Source organism: Paenibacillus sp. sgz302190, assembly GCF_059820445.1.
Map to the genome: position 1 here is coordinate 1 of NZ_JBZYAO010000038.1, position 3,377 is coordinate 3,377.

Consider the following 3,377-nt stretch of genomic DNA (forward strand, 5'->3'; position numbering starts at 1 on the left):
AATTCCTGCACTTTTGCAGGCTTTTCACCAAAACTGGCCGATTCGGCTCCAAAAGCCTGCACTTTCGCAGGTTTTTTGCTCTTGCGGTCGGCTACCAGTCGCCAGCTCCCGGTTTCCCGGTTCCCGGGCCCGGGTTACTGGACTACTGGGTTACTGGGTTACCGGCCCCCAAGGCTGCTGCTGGCGCAGATGAGAAACCCACGAAAACTGCCCGCAGGTGCTGAAGTAGCTGCTTCACTGGGAGCAGGAAATCTGCAAAACCGCACTCTAGTGCTAGTGCACCCACTTCTTAGAGGCCAGGATATCTACAAAAGCGAGTTTGTTGAATAGTTTTGCCGCTACCGGCAGCTCAGCCACTTGACCGTGCCAAGAAAACCTGCAAAAGTACATCTTTTTGCTCGTTGGCACGCCTGTAGCAGAAAATTCCTGCAAATCTGCAGGCTTTTTCGCTCATTCCTGAGCTTTGGCTCATTATGAGAGGGAATTCCTGCACTTTTGCAGGCTTTTCACCAAAACTGGCCGATTCGGCTCCAAAAGCCTGCACTTTCGCAGGTTTTTTGCTCTTGCGGTCGGCTACCAGTCGCCNGAGGGAATTCCTGCACTTTTGCAGGCTTTTCACCAAAACTGGCCGATTCGGCTCCAAAAGCCTGCACTTTCGCAGGTTTTTTGCTCTTGCGGTCGGCTACCAGTCGCCGGCTCCCGGTTTCCCGGGTTCTCGGTTCCCGAGCCCGGGCTACTGGGCTACCGGCCCCCAAGGCTGCTGCTGGCGCAGATGAGAAACCCACGAAATCCGCCCGCTGGTGCTGAAGTAGCTGCTTCACTGGGAGCAGGAAATCTGCAAAATCCGCCCGGTTCCCGGGCTACTGGCTCTCGGACCCCAGACCCTCGGGCTCCGCCCCTACAGGCCAACATCCCCTCGGCCGCCACCCCCTCAGCTGCCGCCATCCCGGCCTCCCGGCGGCCGCACCCCAAAAAAACCTCCCGCGCAAACCGCGGCGGGTTTGAGCGGGAGGCTGATCGGGCGCGATCAGGCTCGGCTTCACGAGGATTGCTTAACGATATCCCGCAGCTCATGCCAGGATACGATCCGCGGTATGTCCAAATGCTTGTTGTACGGGTTATCTTTGGCATACACACGTGCGGTCGAATCCGCCAAAGTGTCAAGCACTGCAGGCTTGTCGTCAAAATAATAATCCAAGCCCAATTCGTGGATTATGTGCACTTTTTCCGTATCGTTCATACCGCAAAAAAAGCGGCCTTCACCGACGGGAAAACGGTTTCGAACGAGCCACGCCTTCGTCCGCTCGCAGTGCTCCGCGGGTCTTGCCGTGATGTAGTACACTTCGTGGCCCTGGGCGTCCAGCTCCTGCAGCACCTCGACAGCATGCGGAAATGGCGGGCAATCGGTATAATAAATTTCGTCGCGGGAGCTCGACCACATTTGCCGGCCTTCCTCCAGCGTTAATCCGAATGCGTCATGGATCGCCAGCGTAGGCAAAGCGTTAAAAACGTCCAATCCGACATTTCGGCCGAGCTTCCGGTTGTATATATGAAAGGCGTGTTCTCTCAAGTTAATCAGCGTGTCATCGATGTCGAATCCCAGTTTCATACGCGCACCCCCGTTTCTTTAAAACATGCTCCAGTCAAACCGCTGCGAGAGCGTCTCGAGCAAATGCACCCCGGCCACGCTGTTGCCTTTGCCGTTCAGCGCGGGCCCGACAACCCCGATGCCGTAGCGGCCCGGCACCAACGTCAGGATACCTCCCGACACGCCGCTCTTGGCCGGAAGACCGACGCCGATCGCAAATTCGCCCGAGGCGTTGTACATGCCGCATGTGATCATGAACGTTTTGGCAATCTGCACGTAGCGCCGCGGAATGACTTCGCGGCCTGTCGCCGGGTCCGTCCCGCCGCAGGCGAGCAGAAGCGCCATCTGCGCAACGTCCCTGCACGTCGCTTCAATCGAGCAATGGCGGAAGTAGACGTCCAGCACTTCCTCGACGTCGCCGTCCAGCACGCCATTGTCTTTGAGAAAATACGCCAAGGACCGGTTCCGGTGCGCCGAGGCGGCTTCCGAGCGGTACACCTCGCGGTTCACATCGATGTCAGGGTTTTGCGTCAACCGGCGGAAAAATTGCAAAATGCGTGCCGATTTTTCCTCCGGATCGCTTCCCTTGATCAGCGAAGAAATCGCAATCGCCCCGGCGTTGATCAGCGGATTGAACGGAATGCCCGGCTCCACAAGCTCCAGCTTGAGCATCGAATTGAAATCGTCGCCGGTCGGCTCTTTGCCCACCTTGGCGAACACTTCCTCCTCACCGCAATCCATCAGCGCCAAAATGAGCGTAAACACCTTGGAAATGCTTTGCAGAGTGAACGCAAGCTCCGCATCACCCTCCGAGACAGACTGCCCCGTCCGGTCCAAAATGCAAATGCCGAGCGCATCCTCCGGCGCCTTCGCAAGCTCAGGGATGTAAGCCGCCGCCGAACCTTCCGCGGAACGGGCACGGCTCCTTTTTACGGCTTCGGGCAAAAAAGCTTTGATCAAGTTCAACTCATCCATCACTTATCCGTCCTTTCGACACGGTCCAATCCTTATGCTGCACGGCCTATGATGCAGGCTCATAACGCCCTTCCTTCATCGAAGAGCGCCTGTACCATAATAACACGGCCAGAGAGCAAATGCTGACAAAAAATAAAATCAAATATACGTGCCTGTAAGCCGTACTTACCGTTACCCCGGTTTGAACCGCCAGCAGAAGGCCGCAGACCGCCACGGAAAAAGAGCCCCCGAAAAATTGGATCAGCTGCATCAGACCCATGCCGGAGCCGATCATTTGCTGCGGCAATATGCGCGACGTTTCGTTGTTGAGCGAAGCGATCGTTGCCGAAAAAGCCGGCGAGAAGCACAGATAGCCGCATAGAACGACAGCCGGAGAGGCAGCCAGATCGGCGGCGAAAAAAAGCAGCACGGCGGCCAAAATGCCGTGTCCGAGCAGCAAAAACAGCTGATTGCCGTACCGGTCGATCCAGTGGCCGACAAAGCGGGTCAAAAAAGCCGACAAAATCGCCCCGGGCGCAATCAGCAGGCCGATCGTCAGCGCCGACTTGCCGAACAGGTTGGCGAGCGCGAGCGGCATGAGGAACAGATTGCCGAGGTTGAGCACCAGGATGCAGAAGCCGACCGCAGACAGCTTCAAATACGCAGGTTTCTTAAGCAGCGCGGCGTTGATGAACGATGCCTTCGCCCGGCGAAGGTGCCAGCCGTGTGCGGCCAGCGACAACAAGCTGGCCCCGAGCCAGACCCATGAGCGCTGCGTAACGGCCGTCAGCAGCGTCGGGGGGGGGGGGGGGGGGGGGGGGGGGGGGGGGGGGGG

General features: G+C 57.8%; 4 protein-coding genes. 1 reads left to right on the plus strand and 3 read right to left on the minus strand.

The features are described from left to right. The coding region (locus AC6RNO_RS29355) for a hypothetical protein (RefSeq protein WP_497107654.1) at positions 1-330 on the plus strand (330 nt) is incomplete at its 5' end. Positions 331-1,039: 709 nt separating this feature from the next. Here the strand turns inward: AC6RNO_RS29355 and AC6RNO_RS29360 are convergent. The 3 genes from AC6RNO_RS29360 to AC6RNO_RS29370 are packed head-to-tail and all read right to left on the minus strand — an operon-like array spanning position 1,040 to position 3,335. Then, positions 1,040-1,609 (minus strand): 5' nucleotidase, NT5C type, encoded by a 570-nt coding sequence (locus AC6RNO_RS29360; RefSeq protein WP_497107655.1) that lies wholly within the window; start codon positions 1,607-1,609, stop codon positions 1,040-1,042. Positions 1,610-1,627: 18 nt separating this feature from the next. Then, the gene (gene glsA, locus AC6RNO_RS29365) at positions 1,628-2,563 is read right to left on the minus strand and encodes a glutaminase A (protein ID WP_488436744.1); all 936 of its coding nucleotides are present in this window, start codon (positions 2,561-2,563) and stop codon (positions 1,628-1,630) included. 46 nt (positions 2,564-2,609) lie between these two features. After that, the gene (locus tag AC6RNO_RS29370; protein ID WP_497107705.1) at positions 2,610-3,335 is read right to left on the minus strand and encodes an MFS transporter; all 726 of its coding nucleotides are present in this window, start codon (positions 3,333-3,335) and stop codon (positions 2,610-2,612) included. Between the last annotated feature and the right edge of the window lie 42 nt (positions 3,336-3,377).